Raw genomic sequence first — 19092 nt, 5'->3', positions numbered from 1 at the left:
CCCGCCCGCACCCCGTACCTATAATGACGATGGAGACCCTGTTGAAATTCGATACTGCCCCTCACCTGACTGCCCCGCGCCGGGAAGCCGCCCCGGCCGGCTGCAATCGCGGCAGGCGCGACATCCTGGCAGCGGCGTTCGGAGCTTCCGCCATGTTCGCAATGCCGGGCGCGCGCGCCCAGCCGTCCCAGAACCGGCTGGTCAAGATCACCGTGCCGCAGACCGCCGGCACCACCAACGATCTCGTCGCCCGCGTGCTGGCGCCGCATTTCGCCGAGCAGACCGGCCGGCCGTGCATGGTCGAGAACCGCGTCGGCGCCTCCGGCCTGATCGGCATGGACAGCGTGGCCAAGGCCGCCCCGGACGGCGACACGCTGCTCAACAACGTCTCCAATACCCTGACCATCCCGTATTTCTACAAGAGCGTGCCATTCGACGTGCTGGCCGATTTCGAGCCCATCGGCGTCGAAGGCTACGGCAACCACGCGCTGGTCGTGCACCAGTCGCTGCCGGTCGCCAACGTGCAGGAGTTCATCGCCTACGCCAAGGCGCGGCCTGGCCAGCTCAACTATGCCTCGCCGGGGCTGGGCACCCATCACCACCTGTGCATGGAGCTGATGCAGTCTATGACCGGCATCAAGCTCACCCACATTCCCTACAAGGGGTCGGCCGGCGCCACCACCGACGTGCTGGCCGGGCAGGTGCAGACCATGATCCTGCCGATCCAGATCGCGGTGGCCAACGCCCGCACCGGCAAGATCCGCGTGCTGGGCGGCACCCGCAAGGAACGCTTCGCGCTGTTTCCCGACGTGCCGGCGATCGCCGAACAGGGGCTGGCCGATTTCGACGTCGAGCCGTGGTTCGCGTTGTGGGCGCCGCGCGGCACCCCGCGCGACGTGGTGCTGCGCTATAACCGGCTGCTCAATGAAACGCTTGCGCGCGACGACGTCCGCCAGGCGCTGGCCAAGCAGGGGCTGATCCCGACGCCCGACACCCCCGAGGCGCTGGCCCGCAAGGCCCGCGCCGAGTACGAGATGTGGGGCAAGGTGGTGGCGGCGATGAACATCAGGCCGGAATAGCGGCCGGACGGGCGGCCGGACCGGGCGGCCGCGCGCGGCGCCGGCCGGCGAAACCGAATATCCTGTCCGTCGGCAAGTTTCCACGGGTTCCTGCGATGGCGATGAGTCTGCGGCAGCTGAGGATCTTCGTTGCCGTCGCCAAGGGCGGCAGCACGCTGGCGGCCGCCTCCGACATCGCGCTGTCGCAGTCGGCCGTCAGCGCCGCGCTCAGCGAACTGGAATCGCTGCTGCACACGCAACTGTTCGACCGCGTCGGCAGGCGCCTGGTGCTCAACGACAATGGCCGGGCGCTGCTGGCCGAGGCGCAGGCCCTGCTCGACAATGCCCAGAAAATCGAACGGGGCTTCTTCGACCGCAGCGGGCTGGCCGCCGCCACGCTCAAGCTTGGCTGCACCGCCACCATCGGCAGCTACGTGCTGCCGTCGCTGCTGGCGCGCTACCGCCTGGCCGCGCCGCAGACGCCGATCGAGGTCAGCATCGCCAACACCGCGCGGGTATCGTCGCTGGTGGCCAACTTCGAGGTCGACATGGGCCTGATCGAAGGGCCTTGCACCGAGGCGGGCGTCAAGGCCATCCCCTGGCTGCTGGACGAAATGGTGATCTTCTGTTCGTCCCGCCATCCGCTGGCGGCACAGACCAAGCGGCGCGTCACCCGCGCCCAGCTGCGCGACGCCCGCTGGCTATTGCGCGAAGCGGGCTCCGGCACGCGCGCCGCCGTCGAGCAGGCCTTGCTGCCTTACCTGCACCAGTTCAACGTCGACATCGAGCTCGGCAGTTCCGAGGCCATCAAATACGCGGTGGCCGAGGGGCTGTGGCTGTCGTGCCTATCGAGCGTGGCGCTGCGCGACCTGGTGGATTCCGGCCGGGTCGCCATTCTCGACACCGACCTGCCGCCGCTGACCCGCCGCTTTTACCTCGTCCACCACCAGAAGAAATACCTGTCCTACGGGCTCGAAGCCTTTCTCGAGCATTGCCGCAGCTATCCGTTTCCGGACGTGGCCTGATCCGCCGGCGCCTGGCCGCGGCCCGGCGCCGGGGTGGCAGCCTGGCAATGCGCGATGAAGCGCGCCAGCCCGGCCGACGGCACTTTGCGCTTGTGCCGGATCAGGTAGAAATGGCGCACCAGCGGCGGCAGGCTGGTGCGCAGCGGCGCGAGCCGGCCGTCGGCCAGCATGTCGGCCACCACCCAGCGCGACAGGCAGCCCAGCCCCAGGCCTTCGGCCGCGGCCCGCTTGATGGCCTCGGCATTGCCCAGCACCATCGCGGCGTCGAACCGGTGCAGGTGGGGCAGCAGCATCTGGTCCGAGATTTCGCGCGTGCCCGAACCCGGTTCGCGCAGCAGCCATTCGGCCGCGCGCAGATCGCCCGGGCCCAGCCGGCGGCCGCGCTGGCGGCTCGCCAGCGGGTGCGCGGGCGAGCACACGATCACCAGTTCGTCAGGCAGCCAGGGCGTGGCTTCCAGTTCCACGTCGTGGCAGTTGCCCTCGATGAAGCCGATGTCCACCTTGAAGCCGGACACCTGGGCGACGACGTCGCTGGTGTTGCCGATCAGCAGCTCGATCCGCGCCTGCGGCAGCTGCTTCCTGAAATCGGCGATCAACGGCGGCATCACGTAGTTGCCGATGGTGGTGCTGGCGCCTACCCGCAGCTGCGCCGTGCCCGCCGCGCCGATGGAGAACTGCCGTTCGATGCCGAGCGCGCCGTCGAGCAGCGCTTGCGCCTGCGGCAGCAGCAGCCGGCCGCTTTCGTTGAGCGCGAGGCGCTTGCCGATGCGGTCGAACAGCCGCGTGCCGAGCAGGTTTTCCAGGTCGTTGAGGGCGGCGCTGGCGGCCGATTGCGACATCGATACGCGCCGCGCGGCCGCCAGCGTGCCGCCGGTTTCGCATACGGCAACGAAGATCTGCAGTTGTCTGAGCGTCAGGCGCATGGGGAACATTAGCTGCCCAACCGGTAAACGTTAGCTGAATAACTCGTTTTACCGATAAGGAGCGTAAGCATAGAGTTTCATAAGCATATTACTTAAAGCGATATGAACTCTATTTCTTCCGCCTCTTCCGGCGCCGTCCAAGGCCGCGACCACGGCAAGGCCGCGCCGTCGCTGCCGGCGCGGCTCGGCCCCGGCCTGCTGTTGTGCGCGGCGCTGGCCGCGGCCTCGATGTGGCTGGCCGGCATCGGTCCGCTGCAGCGCAGCGGCATCAGCGCGCTGACCATTGCCATCGTACTGGGGATCGTCGCCGGCAACACCGTATACGGCCGGATCGCGCCGGTCGGCGCGGCCGGCGTCGGCTGGTCCAAGCAGTACCTGCTGCGCTTCGGCATCATTCTGTACGGCTTCCGGCTTACCTTCCAGGACATCGGGCACATCGGCGCCGCCGGCGTCGTGATCGACGTGCTGGTGGTGGCCAGTACCTTCGCGCTGTCGTGGTTGGCCGGCGTGCGCCTGTTCCGGCTGCAGCGCGAAGACGCGATGCTGATCGGCGCCGGCAGCGCCATCTGCGGCGCCGCCGCCGTCATGGCGGCGCAGTCGGTGGTGCGCGGCCGCGCCGAACAGGTGACGGTGGCGGTGTCGACCGTGGTCGCGTTCGGCACCGCGGCCATGTTCCTGTATCCGGTCATGCTGGAATTGAACGCGCAGTGGGGCTGGATTCCGCTGTCGGCCGCCCAGTCCGGCCTGTACATCGGCTCCACGGTGCACGAGGTGGCGCAGGTGGCGGCCGCGGCGGCCTCGCTCGGTTCGTCGGTGGCCGATACCGCGGTCATCACCAAGATGGTCCGCGTCATGCTGCTGGCCCCGTTCCTGATGGTGCTGGCCGCCACGCTGTGCCGCCGTCCCGGCGCCGGCCATGCGCACGGCGCTGACGGCGAAAGCGTGCTGGCCCAGGTATGGCAGGCGATGCCGTGGTTCGCGCTGGGCTTCATCGCCGCGGCGGGCGTCAATTCGCTGCACGTGCTGCCGGCGCCCGCGGTGGCCGTGCTCGACCAGACCTGCACGGTGGCGCTGGCGATGGCGATGGCTGCGCTCGGCCTGTCCACCCATGTGTCGGCGCTGCGGCGCGCCGGCAAGAAGCCGCTGCTGCTGGCCGCGCTGTTATTCGCCTGGCTGATCGTGGGCGGCGGCGCCATCGGGCTGGGGGTGACGGCGCTGATGGGATAGCGATGGCGCCGCGGCCGGCAAGGCGCCGGTAGCGGCCGCCGGGGACCGCGACCCCATTCGCGGCAGGGCCTTGCCCGGAAGGGGCGGGAGCCGGGGCGTATAGTGACCGGGTCCGGCGCGGCGACACGATGCGGCGCGCCTTGCCTGGAAGCCCTTAGCATGACCGCACTTTCCGTTCTCGATCTTTCCCCCATCCGCCTGGGCGGCGACGCCGCCGAAGCTTTCCGCAATACGCGCGACCTCGCCATCCACGCCGAGCGCTGGGGCTATCGCCGCTACTGGCTGGCGGAACACCACAACATGACCGGCATCGCCAGCGCCGCCACCTCGCTGGTGATCTCGCACGTGGCGGCCGCCACCTCCACCATCCGCGTCGGCGCCGGCGGCATCATGCTGCCGAACCACTCGCCGCTGGTGATCGCCGAGCAGTTCGGCACGCTGGCCTCGCTGTATCCCGGCCGCATCGACCTGGGCCTGGGCCGCGCGCCAGGCTCGGACCAGGAGACCGCTCGCGCGCTGCGGCGCGGCCCGGTCGACACCGCCGATACCTTCCCGCAGGACGTGGTCGAACTGCAATCCTATTTCCGGCCCGCGCGGCCCGGCCAGCGGGTGCGCGCGGTGCCGGGCGCCGGCCTGGACGTGCCGCTGTGGCTGCTCGGCTCCAGCCTGTTCGGCGCGCAGCTCGCGGCGCAGCTGGGCCTGCCGTTCGCCTTCGCGTCGCACTTCGCGCCGGCCTACATGGACGCCGCGCTGCAACTCTATCGCAGCCGCTTCCAGCCGTCCGCGCAATTGCAACGGCCCCATGTGATGCTGGGCCTGAACGTGTTCGCGGCCGATACCGATCGCGAGGCGGCGCGGCTGTTCACGTCGCTGCAGCAGCAGTTCGTCAACCTGATCCGCGGCATGCCCGGGCAGCTGAACCCGCCGGTGGACGACATGGATTCGATCTGGTCGCCGGCCGAGCGCGCGCACGTGGAACGCTCGCTCAGCTGTGCCGTGATCGGGTCGCCCGGCACCGTGCGGCGCGGCCTGCACGAGTTCGCCGACCGCACGGGGGCCGACGAACTGATGATCACCGCGCAGATCTACGATCACGAGGCAAGGCTGCGCTCATTCGAAATCGTCAGCGAGCTGATTCCCGCGCGCGATTAATATCGGTTTGATCTACCAACAAGAGGAGAACCGACGTGGATCTGGGTCTGAAGGGTAAAGTCGCGATCGTCACCGGCGCCACCGCCGGCATCGGCCTGGCCGTGGTGCGCAAGTTCGTGGAAGAGGGCGCCAGCGTGGCATTCTGCGCGCGGCGCGCGGAGCCGGTGGAGGCCCTGGAGCGCGAGCTGGCGGCGGCGGGTGGCAATGTGCTGGGCAAGGCGGCCGACGTGTCCCGCCCGGGCGATATCGCCGCCTTTTTCGAGGCCGTGGCGGCCCGCTTCGGCCGTATCGACATCCTGGTCAACAACGCCGGAACCTCCAAGGCCGGGCCTTTCATGGCCGCCTCCGACGAAGACTGGCAGGCCGACCTCGAGCTCAAGCTGTTCGGCGCCATCCGCTGCATCCGCCTCGCCGTGCCGGAGATGAAGAAGCAGGGCGGCGGCCGCATCGTCAACGTCACCAACATCGCCGGCAAGGCGCCCGGCGCCAGCACCATGCCGACCTCGGTGTCGCGCGCGGCCGGCCTGTCGCTGACCAAGTCGCTGTCGAAGGGGCTGGCGGCCGACAACATCCTCGTCAACTCGGTGTGCATCGGCAAGATCAAGTCCGCCCAGCACGAAAAGGCGGCCGCCCGCAAAGGCATCACCGTCGACGCGCTGTACGAGGAATTCGGCAAGGGCATCCCGCTCGGCCGCGTGGGCGAGGCCGAAGAGGCGGCCAACGTGATCGTGTTCCTGTGCTCGCAGGCCGCGAGCTTCGTGACCGGCTCCAGCATCAACCTGGACGGCGGTTCCTCGCCCGTGTTCTGACCGCAGACCACCCGCCACGCAGCCGGCAAGGCTGCTTTTTTTCGTGATATAGTTAGTTCTCCTAACTAAATTATTGACAAGGCGCTGACGGTCCGCAACGCGGGCCGCCACGGGTCATCGTGGATCATCTTTCCTCCCAGGCGATCGAGCTTGCCGCGCAATTGCGGCCGGCCTTGCTGCGCCTGAACCGGCAACTGCGGCGCGAAACGCCCGAACTGGGCGTCTCCCAGCTCAGCATGATGCTGCTGTCCACGATCAAGAAAGAACCCGGCATCGGCGTCAACGACCTGGCGGCCCGCGAAAACATGCGGGCCTCCACGATGAGCAATCACGTCAAACAACTGGAGGCGGCGGGCTTCGTCCGGCGCGACCAGATCCTGCACGCCGACAAGCGGCGCGTGGGGCTCTCGCTCACGCCGCAGGCCGAGCGCCTGCTCGAGGAAGTGCGCAAGCTGCGCACCGACTGGCTGGCGCGGCGCATCGCCGCGCTGCCGGAGGCGGCCCGGGCGGCGCTGGCCAACGCGGTCGAAGCCCTGCAGCAGCTCGGCAACTGAGGTACACATGGCAGCAATCGTCAAATCGTCCCAACCCAATGGCCTGAAAGCCCGGTTGGCGCCGATGATCATCCCATTGATCGTCGGCTGCGCCCTGTTCATGCAGATGCTCGACTCCACCGTCATCGCCACCGCGTTGCCGGCGATGGCTCGTTCCTTCGGGCAGGATCCGGTCAAGCTCAACGTGGCGATCACCTCCTACCTGCTCAGCACCGCGGTGTTCGTGCCGATCTGCGGCTGGGCGGCCGACCGCTACGGCGCCCGCCGCGTGTTCGCCTCGGCCATCTTCCTGTTCACGCTCAGCTCCGCGCTGTGCGGCATCTCGGTCACGCTCGGGCAACTGGTGGCCGGCCGCTTCCTGCAGGGCTTCGCCGGCGCCATGATGGTGCCGGTCGGCCGCATCGTGCTGCTGCGAAGCACGCAGAAGTCCGAACTCGTGCGCGCCATGTCCTTCCTCAGCATGCCGGCGCTGATGGCGCCGATCTTCGGCCCCGCGCTGGGCGGCCTGATCGTCACCTACGGCTCGTGGCGCTGGATCTTCTTCATGAACATCCCGATCGGCGTGCTGGGCGTGCTGCTCGTGCTGCGCTACATCCACGATACCGACAGCGACCCGGCGCAGCCGCTGGACGTGATCGGTTTCCTGCTGAGCGGCCTGTGCATGGCGGCGCTGGTGTTCGGCTTCGAAGTGGCCGGGCGCGACGTGGTGTCGGCGCCGGTGCAGGTGGCGCTGCTGGCGGGCGGGCTGGCCTGCGGCGTGCTGTACGTCTGGCATGCGCGGCGCGCGGCCAGCCCCATCCTCGATCTCAGCCTGTTCAAGGTGCGCACCTTCTCCATCGCGGTGCTGGGCGGCAACCTGAACCGGATGATCATCGGCTCTGTGCCGTTCCTGCTGGCGATGCAGCTGCAAGTGGTGTTCGGGCTGAGCCCGGTGGCTGCCGGCATGCTCACCTTCGTCGGCGCGCTGGGCGCGCTGATGATGAAGTTCAGCGCCGGCCGCACGATCCAGGCGCTGGGCTTTCGCCGCACGCTGATCTACAACGCGATGATGACGGCGCTCAGCATCCTGGCCTGCGTGGTGTTCACGCCGTCCACGCCGCACATCGTGATCCTGACGGTCCTGCTGTTGGGCGGCTTCTTCCGCTCGCTGCAGATGACGGCGGTCAATACGCTGGTCTACGCCGACGTCGGCCCCGGACAGATGGGGCAGGCCACGGCGGTGGCAAGCACCGCGCAGCAGCTGGCCATCAGCGTGGGGGTGGCGGTGGCGGCGTTCACGATGAAGATGAGCATGCTGGTGGACGGCGCCACCGTACTGGCGTCGCGCCACGTGGTGCCCGCCTACGTCGTGATCGCGCTGCTTGCGCTGTCCTCGGTGCTCTGCTTCATGCGCCTGTCGCCCACCGACGGCGCGGAGGTCAGCGGCAACAAGCGGCACTGACCGCCGGCGGGGCCGTTCAGCCCGGCTGCGTCATGCTGGCCGGCACCAGCCAGCGGTCGAACTCTTCCTCGGTCAGAAAGCCCAGCGACAGCGCCGCCTCTTTCAAGGAGGTGTTTTCCTTGTGCGCCTTCTTGGCGATCTGCGCGGCCTTGTCGTAGCCGATGTGCGGGTTGAGCGCCGTCACCAGCATCAGCGAGCGGTCGACCAGTTCTGCAATGCGCTCGCGGTTGGGCTCCAGGCCCGCCGCGCAATTCTTGTCGAAGCTGGCGATGCCGTCGGCCAGCAGCCGCACCGATTGCAGGAAGTTGTGGATCAGGAGCGGCTTGAACACGTTCAGCTCGAAATTGCCGCTGGCGCCGCCGATGTTGATGGCGACGTCGTTGCCCATCACCTGCGCGCCGATCATCGTCAGCGCCTCGGACTGCGTGGGGTTGACCTTGCCCGGCATGATGGAGCTGCCCGGCTCGTTCTCGGGAATGCGCAGCTCGCCCAGGCCCGAGCGCGGCCCGCTGGCCAGCCAGCGCACGTCGTTGGCGATCTTGACCAGGCCCGCCGCCAGCGTCTTGAGCGCGCCGTGCGCGAACAGCAGCGCCTCGTGCGAAGCCAGCGCCTGGAATTTGTTGGGCGCCGACTCGAACGCCAGGCCGGTGTCCTGCGCCAGGTCGGCGGCCACGCGCGCGCCGAACTCGGGATGGGTGTTGAGCCCGGTGCCGACCGCGGTGCCGCCGATGGCCAGCTGCAGCAGGCCGGGCAGCGCGGCGCGCAGTTGTTGCTCGGCCAGCGCCAGCTGCGTTTCGTGGCCCGACAGTTCCTGGCCCAGCGTGAGAGGGGTGGCGTCCTGCAGGTGGGTGCGGCCGATCTTGACGATGTCGGCGTAGGCGCGGGATTTCTCGGCCAGGGTCTGGCGCAGGCGGGCCAGCGCCGGCAGCAGGCGCTGCTGCACCTGCAGCGCGGCGGCCACGTGCATCGCGGTGGGGAACACGTCGTTGGAAGACTGCCCGCGGTTCACGTGGTCGTTCGGGTGCACCTTGCGCGCCTCGCCGCGCTCGCCGCCCAGCAGTTCCGACGCGCGATTGGCCAGCACCTCGTTGACGTTCATATTGGTCTGCGTGCCGGAGCCGGTCTGCCACACGCTGAGCGGGAATTCGTCGGGCCAGTTGCCGGCGATGACTTCGTCGGCGGCTTGTTCGATGGCCTTGGCCAGCGTGCCGTCGAGCAGGCCGAGCGTGGCGTTGACGCGCGCCGCCGAGCGCTTGATGCGGGCCAGCGCCTCGATCAGCTGGGGCGGCATTTTTTCCACCGAGATCGAGAAGAACTGCAGCGACCGCTGGGTCTGGGCGCCCCACAAGTGTTCGGCCGGGACGTCGATCGGGCCGAAGGTGTCTTTTTCCTTGCGCGTGTTCATGCGGTGCTCTCCTGTGCTGTCGCTGCCGGCCAGAGTAACAGAACTGCTTCTCGTTCCGCTTCGTTTCCCTGCCGGCAAAATTGGTAAGAACCCTGCCAAATATGGTAAAGCGGATGCTTCGCCCAGGAGGCCCGCGCCCATGTTCCAGGAAGCCGAACTCGACCCCCGCATCGACGATGACGCCTACCGGCGCAGCGAAGCGCCGCTGCGCATCGAGCTGCTGAATCGGCAGTACCGCCTGCTCGATCGCCGCGACCGCGCGGTGCTGCTGGTGGTGGCCGGCGTCGACGGCGCCGGCAAGGGCTCCACCGTCAACCTGTTGAACGAATGGCTCGACCCGCGCCACGTACGCACGCTGGCCTTCGGCAAGCCCGCCCCCGAAGAGGCGCAGCGGCCGCCGATGTGGCGCTACTGGAAGGCGCTGCCGGCGGCGGGCCACATCGGCATCGTGTTCGGTTCGTGGTACCAGCCGCTGATGGAAGAGGCCGCGCGCAAGAAGCCCGATCCCGAGCGCATGGCCGCGCTGGCCGCGGCCATCGTGCGGTTCGAGGCCATGCTGGTGGCCGAGCGGGTGCAGGTGGTCAAGCTGTTCTACCACCTTTCGCGCGAGGCGCAAGCCGCCCGCATCGACGCGCAACTGGCCGATCCGGCCCAGGCCTGGCGCGTCTCGAAGGAAGACCTCAAGGTGCGCCGCAAGTTCGCGCGGCTGCGCACCGCCGCGCTGACCGTGGTCGAGGCGACCCAGACCGCGCACGCGCCCTGGCAGGTGATTCCGGCCGCCGACGCCAACCTGCGCGCGCTGCGCACCGGCGAGGCGCTGCGCGACGCCTTGCGGCACCGGCTGCCGGCCGCGCCGCATTCCGTGCCGGCCGTGGTCGAGGCGAAGTCCTCGCCCGCCCGGCGCCGCGCGCAGGTCCCGGCGGCCGGCGACTACGACGAGGAACTGCACATGCTGCAGGCCCGGCTGGGCATGGCATCGCGCAGCCGGCACTTCAAGCGGCGAACGCTGGTGCTGGCCTTCGAAGGGCTCGATGCCGCCGGCAAGGGCGGTGCCATCCGGCGCGTCACGCGGGCCTTCGATGCGCGCCAGTACGAGGTGGTGCCGATCAGCGCACCGACCCAGGAGGAGCTGGCCCACCCCTACCTGTGGCGCTTCTGGCAGCGGCTGCCGGGACACGGCCGGATCGTCGTGTTCGACCGCAGCTGGTACGGCCGGGTGCTGGTGGAGCGCGTCCAGAAGCTGCTGCCGCCAGCGGCCTGGCACCGGGCCTACGACGAAATCAACGACTTCGAGGCGCAACTGGCCGACCATGGCGCCGTCATCGTCAAGTTCTGGCTGTCGATCAGCAAGGACGAGCAATTGCGGCGCTTTCGCGAACGGCGCGACACGCCGTACAAGAACTTCAAGCTGACGCCCGACGACTGGCGCAATCGCCGCAAGTGGAACGACTACCAGGCGGCCTCGCAAGACATGCTGGCCCGCACCGACACGCTGCATGCGCCGTGGCGCGTGGTCGACACCGACGACAAGCGCGCCGCGCGGCTGGCGGTGCTGCGCGAGATCGTGCGCGCCCTGGAGCTGCAGCTGTGACGGCCGGAGGCCGATGGCGCGCGCCGCCGCGCGCGGGCCGCCGCGCCGGTGGCGGCACGGCCTGCCGCGCCGCCCGGCATGCCTAGCGCACGTCGGCCACGATGCCGGCGACCGCCGCGGTCAGCCGTTTGACGTAGGGCAGGTGCAGGAATTCGTTGGGCCCGTGCGCGTTCGACTTGGGGCCCAGCACGCCGGTGATCACGAACTGCGCCAGCGGGAATTTCTCGCCCAGCATGCTCATGAAGGGAATCGTGCCGCCTTCGCCCAGCCATGCCGCCGGCTTGCCGAACGCGCCCTGCGAGGCCTGCTCCAGCGAGCGCTTCAGCCACGGCGCCGTGGGCGGCGCGTTCCAGCCGCTGGCCCCGTGCGCGTCGTCGAAGCGCACGCGGGCGTCGTAGGGCGGGTCAGCCTCCAGCGCGCGCTTGAGCGCCTGCGCCGCGCGTTCGCCGTCGACCGTGGGCGGCAGCCGCATGCTGAGCTTGAACGAAGTCTTCGGCCGCAGCACGTTGCCGGCCGATTCGATGGCCGGCAGCCCGGCCGCGCCTACCACCGACAGCGCAGGCCGCCAGGTGCGGTTCAGGATGCCCTCCACCGGATCCGTCGTGGTCGGCCGGCACTGCGCGTGGCCGTCGGCGCCGTGCGAACAGCCCACCCAAGGGAACTGGCGCCATACCTCGTCGCCCAGGATGGCGCCGGCGGCCGCCGCCTGCTCCAGCCGCTCGGCCGGGATGTCGGCGTGCAGTTCGGGCAGCCTGACCCGGCCGGTGGCGGAATCGTCGACCCGGTCCAGCAATTGCCGCGCGATGCGGAACGACGATGGCACCAGGCCGCTGGCCATGCCGGAGTGCACGCCTTCGGTCAGCACCTCGACCGTCAGCGTGCCGGTGGCCACGCCGCGCAGCGAGGTCGTCACCCATAGCTGATCGTAGTTGCCGCAGCCGGAATCCATGCCCACCACCAGCGCCACGTCGCCCAGCCGCGGCGCCAGCAGGTCGAGGTAGGGCGGCAGGTCGAAGCTGCCGCTTTCCTCGCAGGTTTCGATCAGGCCCACGCAGCGCGGGCGCGGCACGCCCTGCGCGTCGAGCGCGGCAATGGCGGTCAGCGCGGCATAGACCGCGTAGCCGTCGTCGGCGCCGCCGCGGCCGTACAGCTTGCCGTCTTCGATCTTCGGCGTCCATGGCCCGAGGCCGTCGCGCCAGCCGGTCATCTCGGGCTGCTTGTCGAGATGGCCGTAGAACATCACGGTGCGCTCGCCGCCCAGGCCCTGCGTGGCGGGAACGTCGAAGAACAGGCAGGGCGTACGCCCCTCGATGGAGACGATCTCGACCTGCAGGCCGGCGATCGGCTGCGCGGCCGCCCACTGCCTGGCATCGGCCATCACCTTCGCCAGATGGCCGTGCTCGGCCCAGTTCGGGTCGAACGCAGGCGATTTGGCCGGAATCCGGACATAGTCGACCAGGCGCGGGATCAGGTCTTCGTCGTAGCGGCGCGCGACGAACTGCTGCAGATCGGACAGATTCATGATGCTTCCTGCAACGGAGGGATGACGCAAGTGTAGTCCTTGTAGATATTGCACCGCTTGCCCGTGCGCAGCGCCGCCGCGCGGGGAATGGCGCGCTCCCCGCCCCCGGCATGCCAGGCCCCGGCCGCATCGGCATGCGTTTTGCTCCGACCTTGGTGAAAGCGAAAGGCCTGAAAGCGAAAGCCGAACGCACGCAAGCAGCAGGCGCCCGATCCTGAGCGCACCGAGGAGAATCCCATGGACAACGCCAAGCACCTGTACAACGTCCTGGCCATCGCGGCCTTCCTGGCGCTGCCGGTCGCGATCGGCGGCGAACGGCCCGGGGCCGCCGGGGATCCGCCGCAATTCGACCTGCCCGCCATGGCGCCGCACGGCCATCGGAGCCCGCCCGCCACCGGACCGGCCGCACCGGCCGAGCCCGCCGCGGCGCCGGAAACCGGCGACATTCCCCAGCGCTGGATCGATGCCGACGGCGACGACGCCTGTGGCGCAAGCCACGTGCGCGGCACCAGCGCCGTGGTGCCCGGCACCGTTCGCAGCCGTTGCCTGATTGTCTAGCATTTTTTGCAGCAGGCCGCACCGGCAAAAGATTCCCCGCGGCGGTCGCCAAATGTAATTTTTTCCAGCCGCATAAGAAAAAACCACCAGACCCGGGTCGCCGCTGTGCGGGTTCTCTGTAAAAAATTTGTTATTTATCAACAACTTAAATGAATTTCCGGACCTGGTACGAAACCTGCCTCAACCAAGCGGAGACGCGAGCGCAGCCACTGCAGCCTTTCATGGCGGCAGCCAGGACGGTGACGCGATAACCGGAAAGGAGAAAAATCATGTTGCGTTGGGCTACCGTTTTTTTCGCCATTCCTCTTTTCGTGGCACTGTTCGGCGTGGGAGACTTCGCGGCCGGAGCGGCCACCATCGCTACCGCCTTGTTCGCCATTTCGCTGTGCGCCTTCCTGCTGACCTTCATCATCAAGTTGCCCGAAGATGACGAGGAAGACAGGCAGGAACGGCCCTATGAAGGCGAACTTTCGAACTGATCGTTATGGCTTTCGTTCATGATGAGTCGAAATACCTTTTCCCTGCCGCTGGCGGCAGGGCCAGAATGACTTCGCACACTCCTGATCCGGGCCTTCGGGCCGTGGCCGATGTGGCGCCTTGCGTATTGTGGGCGGCCAACGCCGACGGCGCATGGCTGTACGTCAATCCCGCTTGGACCCGCCTGACGGGGCAGGACGCCGACGCGGCGCTCGGCGTCGCCTGGCTGGACCTCGTACCCGAGGCCCAGCGCCAGCGCGTGCGCCGCGATTACGTCAACGGCATCCTGAGCGCCGAGCCGTTCGAGATCCGGCACGACCTCAACGCCCGCGACGCGGGCGCCCCGGTCTCGGTCCTCATGCGCGTGCATCCCGAATTCCGCGGCGACCGCCAGGTGGTCGGGTTTGCCGGATCCTGCTCGCTGCAGCAGGCCGTCGACCATCCCTTCCGCACCCTGGTCGACCATGCGCCCGACATCATCGCGCGGCTCGATCGCGGGATGCGCCATCTGTACGTCAACCACGCCATCCGCGACGCCTTCGGTATCGATCCGGCCGCGGCGGTCGGCAAGGACGCGGCCCAGCTCGGTTTTCCGGAAGACGTGGCTTGCGCCTTCGCCGACGTCGCCCAGCAGGTGTTCGACAGCGGCGAACAGCGCGGCTTCGATTTCACCGTTTCCACCATGCGCGGCACGCGCCATTTCTCGTCGCGCGTGCTGCCGGAATTCGACGGCCAGGGCGCGGTGTCGTCGGTCCTGGTCATCACCTACGACGTCACGCAGCGCATGCTGGCCCAGCTCGAGCGCGACGCGCTGCTGATCCGCGAACAGGCCGCGCGCGTGCAGGCCGAAGCCGCGGCCCAGGCGCGCGACCAGTTCCTGTCCATCGTTTCGCACGAATTGCGCTCGCCGCTCAACGGCATCCAGAGCTGGACCCACGTGCTGGAAAACCGCGTCGGCGGCGATTCGCCGCCCATCGCGCGCGCCATCGCCGGCATCAAGAAAGGCGTGCAGCAGCAGGTCAGGATGATCGAAGACCTGATCGACGCCACCCGCGTCATGACCGGCAAGCTGCGTCTGGTCAAGCAGAGCTTCCTGCTGCGGCCCACCATCGAGGCCGCCATCGGCAACGTGGCCCGCGACGCCTACGAACGCAATATCGACATCCGCACGCAATTTCCGGACGAAGACATCCGGCTGGTCGGCAGCGCCGAACGGATCGAGCAGATCGTCTGGAACCTGCTGACCAATGCCATCAAGTTCAGCGCGCCGGGCGCCGCCGTCGATGTCGAAGTGGCCGTGCGGGACCGCGAGATCTGCATTTCGGTGGCCGACAGCGGCAAGGGCATCGCGCCCGAATTCATGCCCTATCTGTTCGACCCGTTCCGCCAGGCCGACGCCTCAAATACGCGCCGCGCCGAAGGCCTGGGGCTGGGCCTGACGCTGGTGCAGCGGCTGGCCGAACTGCACGGCGGCCGCGTCACCGCGTACAGCGAGGGCGAGAATCGCGGCGCGGTCTTCACCGTATATCTGCCGCTGGCCGAAGAAGCGCCCCTCGCGCGCGACGAAGGCGTGCCGCGCGCCGTGCAGGCCGACCAGGGCACCGCCATACCGTCGCTGTCGGGCATCAGGGTGCTGCTGATCGACGACCAGCGCGAGGCGCGCGATTCGCTGACCGAACTGTTGCAGGAGGCCGGCGCGCAAGTCATGCCGCTGGAATCCGGCATGCGGGCGCTCGAATACCTGAGCGTGATCGAGAAGGCCGGCGTGCCGCAGGTCATCGTGTCCGACATCGCCATGCCCGGCCAGGACGGCTACGTGACACTGCAGCAGATCCGGCAGATGGAAAAACGGGATCCGGGCCGCTTCGCCGCGCCCATCCCGGCCATCGCGCTGACTGCCTTCGGCCAGCGCGAAGATCGCCTCAAGGCGCTGGCCAGCGGCTTCCAGGTCTATCTGGCCAAGCCGGCCAACCCCAGCGAATTGGTGGCCATCATCGACATGCTGGCCAAGCCCTCCCGCACCGGCGCGGCGCAGGCGCGGCACTGAAAATCCCCCCGCGGTTTTCGCTTTTCTGTCGAAAACACGGCGCCTGCGGGGCCGGCCCCCAGAGGCCGGCTGCCGCGTTCTCAGGCATATTCCCTCATCCGGTCGCGCAGCGTGCGGATCTGGTCGTGGTTGCGCACCACGCCTTCGTACTGCAGCTGCACCAGCGCGCGGATCTGCGGCGGCAATTCCTCGTCGAGCGCGGCCTGGTAACGGGCCTTGGCCACGTCTTCGCCGCGTTCGCATTCCTCCAGGATCGCCAGGTCGGTGCGGCCGGCCACCGCCGCCTTCACGCTGACCCAGCCGCGGTGCAGGGCGCCGGCGGTGCTGCCGCTTTCTTCCGGCTCGCCGCCCAGCGCGGCCACCTGCTGCTGCAGCTGGGCCGCGCCGGTAGCGCAATCGCCCGCACGCCGCGACAGCAAGGCGCGCAGTTCGGGATGGGTGGCGTCCTCGGCGGCCTTGCGAAAGCCTTTTTCGCCGTCCTTGCTGATTTCGATCAATTCGTTCAATACCGTGACGATGGATTTGGCCATGATGTGCTTCCTCTCGGTTTCTGGAATGTCGCGCCCGTGCGCGGGCGTTCGATGCCGGTGCCGTGCGGCCGCGGCTACTTCTTCCCGCCCTTGGGATGTTCCTGCGACGACGGCTTGAGCTTCCAGTCCTTGTCGTCCTTGCCGGTGGCGATCCGTTTTTCCGCATTCATCGCGGCACTGGGCGAGATCGGATCGCTGGCCGGAAAGGTCTGCTCCAGCGTATCGTCCAGCAGCTCCTGGTAGGTCGGCACCTTGTCCTCAGGCTTCGCCGCCTTGCCCTCCAGGCGCTGCTTTTCGGTGGAGGTCTTTTTTTCAGTCGGATGTTTCTGTGTGGGGGTCATGACGTCTCCCTGGCCCTTGCGGCCGTTCGCAAACACGCGGGGTACGCAGCAAGGCGCGTTCCTGCGGGTTGGCGAAGGGGATGCCCAATTCGCGGAAGCGGCGCAGCAGGCGCTGGTTGAAGCTGCGCTGCACCGGCCAGCGGCCGCGGTCCAGCGTGCGGATCTGGCCGGCCAGCGTGACGGCCGCGCCGTCCACCTGGTCCACGCCCCACAGTTCCAGGTCGGCCAGGATCAGGTCGCGCAGCGCCGGATCCTGCCGCATCTCGGCGCCCACCTGGACGATGGCCGCCATGACCTGGTCGATGTCGGCATCGGCCCGCACGCTGACCCTGACCGACGCATTGCCTAGGCCCTTGTTGGTATTGTTGACGGTGCCCACCGAGCTGAACGGCACCACGTGCAGCGAACCGTCGCCGGCGCGCAGCCGCACCGTGCGGATCGACAGGTACTCCACCGAGCCCGACACGCCGGCCAGCGTGACGAAATCGCCGACCTGCATGGCGTTTTCCATCAGCAGGAAAATCCCGGTGATGAAATCCTGCACCAGCTTTTGCGAGCCGAAGCCCAGCGCGACGCCGATGATGCTGGCGCCGGCCAGCAGCGGCGCGATGTTGACGCCGACCTCGTTGAGCGCCGTGAACAGCACGACCAGCGCGATGACGATGAACAGCACCGTGCGCAGGATGGGCAGCAGGGTGCGCAGCCGGGTGGCGCGCAGCAGGTCGCCCTCGCGCGTCCAGCGATCGACCCGCCGCGCCATCGCCAGGTTGGCGCTTTCCCAGGCGCCGATGGCCAGCGCGCAGGCCACCGCGATGGTGACCGCGGCCGAGGCCACGCTGCGGCCGATGCTGCCGGCCTCGAACCAGCCCAGCGCGTTCAGCCCCCAGGCCTGGAACAGCGCGATCAGCGCGCCGATCACGATCAGCGCAGACACCGTCCGCTCCACCAGCACGCGGTAGTACGAACGCGCCGCCGGGGTGCTGTCGTCCGCGCTGCCGGCGAACAGGCGCTCGAGCGCGCCCAGCGCCAGGATCGACACCACTGCGGCGGCCAGCACGATGACGGCCGTCAGCGTGAAGAAATGCATCAGCTGGCGGAAGCCGTCGGCCACGCCCAGCGTCCAGATCACGCACAGCGCCGCCAGCAGGAAGACCGCCGCGAACGGCCAGACGTCGGCCGCCAGCGAGCGCGGCGACATGCCGCGCTCGGCGCCGCCGCGGATCCACTCGCGCATCGGCCCCCGGGTCTGCAGGACCACCGCGATCAGCATCGCATGCACGGCGATCGCCACCAGCTTGTACAGGGTGTTGCGCGCTTCGGGCGTGGCGCCCAGGTCCAGGGCGACGTCGGCCAGGGCGGTGCCGCCCAGCGCGGTCAGCACCACGCGGCGGGCCCAGCGGTAGAGGTAACGGGCCATGGAGTCGCTCAGCCGCGTCAGCCGCAGCGCGGGGCCGGCCGGATGGATCAGCACCCGCACGGCCGTCAGCCACAGCCGCACGGCGATGTAGGCGCCGGACAGGTCGGCCAGCACCTCGTAGAACGGCGCCCGCGTGCCGCCCCAGGCGGTCAGCAGCGCGGTGGCGACCACCATGAAGGCCAGCAGCGGCAGCAGTTCCAGCACGGCATTGGCCAGCACGTAGGGCACCCGCCGCAGCAGGCCGCGCGCGCTGCGCGCCGGGGTTGCCGGCTGCGCGGCGCCGGCGTCGGCCGGCACGGGCACTGCGGCAGCGTGCTGCCGCGTCTCTTCGTGCGCGTGGCTGCGCACGGCCGCCTGCAGCAGCGCCGCCCGGGGCCGCCGCAAGATGCGCCAGGCCAGCCATTCGGCCGCGGCCGCCAGCACCAGTATCGCCGCCACCGCCCACGACGCCGCCAGCGCCGCGCGCCGCGCCTCCGGCGTGCCCAGCCGCGCGCGCCACCAGGCGGAAATCGACGGCAGCTCCAGCACCGTGCCCGCGCTGGCCGACAATTCGCTGCCTATGGAATCCGCCCAGCGGCCCGCCTGGTCGAACACGCGCGCCAGCACGCCGCCGCGAGTCAGCGCGACCGGAGCCTCGGCGGGCGGTTCCGCAGGCGCCGCGTCGGCCGGCGGCGCCGCGCCGGCGATCACGCTCAGCGTTTCCTCGAGCTGCGCGCGCCGTTTGTCGTCGCGCAGCAATTGCAGCACTTCGCCGGCCTGGGAGGGCGTGATGGCGGCAGCCGGCGGTTCATCGGCCGCCGCCGCCGTCCGGCCGACCGCGGCCCACAGCAGCGCCAGCACGAGCCCGCAGCGGAGAAAAAGCGAGTAGGGCATGGCAGGTCACCGAGTCGAGGAGGGAAAATTCTACCTAGTGTTTCTCCGGCGGCCCGGCGCGGGCACATTTTCTAACCACGCCAGGGCGGGGCGCGCCGTCCGGGCGGGACCACTGCCACTATGGGCATGTTTCCTGCGGTCA

The 19092-nt window shown here is 69.1% G+C and carries 18 protein-coding genes; 11 read left to right on the top strand and 7 right to left on the bottom strand.

What is annotated here, in order from left to right; all coding sequences use genetic code 11:
* The first annotated feature begins 152 nt into the window (after positions 1-152).
* Both ABD927_RS05430 and ABD927_RS05425 read left to right on the top strand, forming a co-directional pair.
* Positions 153-1079 carry a Bug family tripartite tricarboxylate transporter substrate binding protein gene (locus ABD927_RS05430; protein ID WP_345247124.1) on the top strand — a complete coding sequence of 309 codons (927 nt, stop codon included), beginning with the start codon at positions 153-155 and terminating at the stop codon, positions 1077-1079.
* 95 nt (positions 1080-1174) lie between these two features.
* Complete coding sequence (locus tag ABD927_RS05425; protein ID WP_425570185.1) at positions 1175-2083, top strand: LysR family transcriptional regulator; 909 nt, start codon at positions 1175-1177, stop codon at positions 2081-2083.
* On the opposite strand, the gene ABD927_RS05420 is transcribed toward ABD927_RS05425, so the two are convergent.
* Complete coding sequence (locus tag ABD927_RS05420) at positions 2059-3006, bottom strand: LysR family transcriptional regulator (RefSeq protein ID WP_345247120.1); 948 nt, start codon at positions 3004-3006, stop codon at positions 2059-2061. The two genes, ABD927_RS05425 and ABD927_RS05420, sit on opposite strands and share 25 nt — an antisense overlap.
* 102 nt (positions 3007-3108) lie before the next feature.
* On the opposite strand from ABD927_RS05420, the gene ABD927_RS05415 reads away from it, so the two are divergent.
* The 5 genes from ABD927_RS05415 (at position 3109) to ABD927_RS05395 (ending at position 8189) form a co-directional block, all read left to right on the top strand.
* Positions 3109-4233, top strand: coding sequence for a YeiH family protein (locus ABD927_RS05415; RefSeq protein WP_345247118.1), 1125 nt, complete (start codon positions 3109-3111; stop codon positions 4231-4233).
* 159 nt (positions 4234-4392) lie between these two features.
* Positions 4393-5385, top strand: coding sequence for an LLM class flavin-dependent oxidoreductase (locus tag ABD927_RS05410; RefSeq protein WP_345247116.1), 993 nt, complete (start codon positions 4393-4395; stop codon positions 5383-5385).
* Between the two features lie 35 nt (positions 5386-5420).
* Positions 5421-6194 carry an SDR family NAD(P)-dependent oxidoreductase gene (locus ABD927_RS05405; protein WP_345247114.1) on the top strand — a complete coding sequence of 258 codons (774 nt, stop codon included), beginning with the start codon at positions 5421-5423 and terminating at the stop codon, positions 6192-6194.
* Positions 6195-6313: 119 nt separating this feature from the next.
* Positions 6314-6748, top strand: coding sequence for a MarR family winged helix-turn-helix transcriptional regulator (locus ABD927_RS05400; RefSeq protein WP_345247112.1), 435 nt, complete (start codon positions 6314-6316; stop codon positions 6746-6748).
* A gap of 7 nt (positions 6749-6755) precedes the next feature.
* Positions 6756-8189, top strand: a complete 1434-nt coding sequence (locus ABD927_RS05395; protein WP_345247110.1) for a DHA2 family efflux MFS transporter permease subunit — start codon at positions 6756-6758, stop codon at positions 8187-8189.
* Between the two features lie 16 nt (positions 8190-8205).
* Here the strand turns inward: ABD927_RS05395 and fumC are convergent, their stop codons facing one another.
* Positions 8206-9594 (bottom strand): class II fumarate hydratase, encoded by a 1389-nt coding sequence (gene fumC, locus ABD927_RS05390; protein ID WP_345247108.1) that lies wholly within the window; start codon positions 9592-9594, stop codon positions 8206-8208.
* A gap of 139 nt (positions 9595-9733) precedes the next feature.
* On the opposite strand from fumC, the gene pap reads away from it, so the two are divergent.
* Positions 9734-11185, top strand: a complete 1452-nt coding sequence (gene pap, locus ABD927_RS05385) for a polyphosphate:AMP phosphotransferase (protein ID WP_345247106.1) — start codon at positions 9734-9736, stop codon at positions 11183-11185.
* An 82-nt stretch (positions 11186-11267) separates the two neighbouring features.
* On the opposite strand, the gene ABD927_RS05380 is transcribed toward pap, so the two are convergent.
* Both ABD927_RS05380 and ABD927_RS05375 read right to left on the bottom strand, forming a co-directional pair.
* The gene (locus ABD927_RS05380; RefSeq protein WP_345247104.1) at positions 11268-12707 is read right to left on the bottom strand and encodes a M20 family metallopeptidase; all 1440 of its coding nucleotides are present in this window, start codon (positions 12705-12707) and stop codon (positions 11268-11270) included.
* Complete coding sequence (locus ABD927_RS05375) at positions 12704-12946, bottom strand: hypothetical protein (protein WP_345247102.1); 243 nt, start codon at positions 12944-12946, stop codon at positions 12704-12706. The genes ABD927_RS05380 and ABD927_RS05375 overlap by 4 nt, the downstream gene beginning before the upstream one ends.
* Between ABD927_RS05375 and ABD927_RS05370 the strand changes: the two genes are divergently transcribed.
* The 3 genes from ABD927_RS05370 to ABD927_RS05360 all read left to right on the top strand — a co-directional run bounded on the left by ABD927_RS05370 (position 12945) and on the right by ABD927_RS05360 (position 15789).
* Positions 12945-13265, top strand: a complete 321-nt coding sequence (locus ABD927_RS05370) for a hypothetical protein (RefSeq protein ID WP_345247100.1) — start codon at positions 12945-12947, stop codon at positions 13263-13265. The two genes, ABD927_RS05375 and ABD927_RS05370, sit on opposite strands and share 2 nt — an antisense overlap.
* Before the next feature lie 269 nt (positions 13266-13534).
* Positions 13535-13744: a hypothetical protein gene (locus ABD927_RS05365; protein ID WP_345247098.1), complete on the top strand. Its 210-nt coding sequence runs from the start codon at positions 13535-13537 to the stop codon at positions 13742-13744.
* A 65-nt stretch (positions 13745-13809) separates the two neighbouring features.
* Positions 13810-15789: a hybrid sensor histidine kinase/response regulator gene (locus tag ABD927_RS05360; RefSeq protein ID WP_345247096.1), complete on the top strand. Its 1980-nt coding sequence runs from the start codon at positions 13810-13812 to the stop codon at positions 15787-15789.
* 80 nt (positions 15790-15869) lie between these two features.
* Here ABD927_RS05360 and ABD927_RS05355 read toward each other — a convergent pair whose 3' ends face one another.
* The 3 genes from ABD927_RS05355 to ABD927_RS05345 form a co-directional block, all read right to left on the bottom strand.
* Positions 15870-16319, bottom strand: coding sequence for a PA2169 family four-helix-bundle protein (locus ABD927_RS05355; RefSeq protein WP_345247094.1), 450 nt, complete (start codon positions 16317-16319; stop codon positions 15870-15872).
* 74 nt (positions 16320-16393) lie between these two features.
* Positions 16394-16660, bottom strand: a complete 267-nt coding sequence (locus ABD927_RS05350) for a hypothetical protein (RefSeq protein WP_345247092.1) — start codon at positions 16658-16660, stop codon at positions 16394-16396.
* Entirely contained in the window at positions 16632-18950 is a 2319-nt protein-coding gene (locus ABD927_RS05345) for a mechanosensitive ion channel family protein (protein WP_345247089.1), read from the bottom strand. The genes ABD927_RS05350 and ABD927_RS05345 overlap by 29 nt, the downstream gene beginning before the upstream one ends.
* Positions 18951-19092 lie beyond the last annotated feature (142 nt).

Source organism: Pigmentiphaga soli, from assembly GCF_039541095.1.
In the GTDB taxonomy this organism is placed as follows: Bacteria; Pseudomonadota; Gammaproteobacteria; order Burkholderiales; family Burkholderiaceae_B; genus Pigmentiphaga; species Pigmentiphaga soli.
This window is presented reverse-complemented; position numbering and strand designations above follow the sequence as displayed.